This is a genomic window from Candidatus Aquarickettsia rohweri, assembly GCF_003953955.1.
Taxonomy (GTDB): Bacteria; Pseudomonadota; Alphaproteobacteria; order Rickettsiales; family Midichloriaceae; genus Aquirickettsia; species Aquirickettsia rohweri.
This window is the reverse complement of record NZ_RXFM01000141.1, coordinates 1-1,507: the sequence shown is the minus strand read 5'-3', so window position 1 is coordinate 1,507 and position 1,507 is coordinate 1. Positions and strand designations below refer to the sequence as shown.

Below are 1,507 nucleotides of genomic sequence, written 5' to 3'. Positions count from 1 at the left end.
TTGATAAAACTGGCAATCCATTATATGAATCAAGGTATAAAAATGTAGAACATTTTTATAATGATTTGGCAAGAGTAGAAACTTTTGATGGTAATATCTTTCAAATTAACATAAAAGACCAAATAATCCACAGATTAAATAAAGAGGATATAAGAGTATCAGAAGCACAATTATCTTCTGATATGGTAGATTTTTGGAAAATATTTATTATAAATGCTGCTATAAAATTAAATATATTTGAATATTTACCATCAACTACTGATGGATTAGTAAAAAATTTAAAAGTTCCTAAAGATAACTTAATTCGTATTTTAAGAGCTTTATGGGAATTAAATCTTGTATTTTTTGATGAAAACCATTGGTATTCAACTAGTAAAGGTAATTTTTTGTCAAATAAAATTAAAACGTTTTTTCCTGCTGCAGCAATAATGTGGGCAAAAGTAGCTGATAATGGGTGGTTAAATTTGCCAAACTTACTTCAAAATCCAAAAATATCAAGTCATCAATCATTTAAAGATAATGAGTCAGATGACTATAATTTACAAAATTATTATAAAGCCTTAGAAGGTTATGCAATTAAAGATTTAACGAACTTTATAGAAAAATTTAACTTTTCTAATAAAGAAATTATATGTTTTGGTAGATCTGGTTTAGGATTTTTTAGATATTTATTAAAAAAACAGCCTAATTTAAATATTACAGCTTTATTAGAAAATAAAATTCCAAAAGATTACCTACAAACTAGTGATATAAAAACAATAACTAATTTAAATTCTTTAGATCATAAATATGATATTGCTTTTTTATTAAGATATTTGCATTATTTTGATGATGAAGGGGTAGTAGAATATTTAAAAAAATTCAAATATCTTAATATTTCAGAATTAATAATTTTTGAGACAATTTTACAAGAAGATTCTTCTGCAGGTGGCTTATTAGATGTTAACATGATGATTGAAACTGGTGGAAGATTGAGAACTATTAAAGATTGGAATAAATTATTATCAAAAAATGGATATAAAATAAAGCAGCAAGTTAAAATAACATCATACCTTACTTTAATAAAAGCTAATTTATCACAATAATGTCATGTTAGAAACTTTCAAAAAAAATGGATTTTTTATTTTAAACGATGTTATTACATCATTAAAAATAGATGATATAATTTCAAATTTAAAAAAGAAAATTAAAATTAATGCTGAAGAAATTAATACATCTTCTTCAAATTATGTGTATTGTACTGGAAGATGGGGATCTTCTTCAAATATTATGAAATGTATAGATGATTCTTTAGATAATATTGCTCAAACTCAGCTTGAAAAAGTACTTAAAAAAAAGCTAAAATTGCAGAAAAAAAATATAATTTGTAAGAATAAAGATATAAAAGAAGCAGTTCCACTACATCAAGATATTTCTTATTCACCTAATAATCCTTATCATTTTTCTTTATGGCTTGCTTTAAATAATGTTGATAGGAATACAGGAGCTTTACAGTTAATTCCAAAAA

The 1,507-nt window shown here is 23.6% G+C and carries 2 protein-coding genes; both read left to right on the top strand.

Translation table 11 applies throughout. The features are described from left to right. Positions 1 to 1,085, top strand: a 1,085-nt coding sequence (locus EIC27_RS06800) for a methyltransferase (protein ID WP_276310350.1), incomplete at its 5' end; no start/stop codon positions are given. Positions 1,086 to 1,089: 4 nt separating this feature from the next. Beyond that, a partial coding sequence (locus tag EIC27_RS06795; RefSeq protein WP_162298370.1) for a phytanoyl-CoA dioxygenase family protein occupies positions 1,090 to 1,507 on the top strand: 418 nt, incomplete at its 3' end.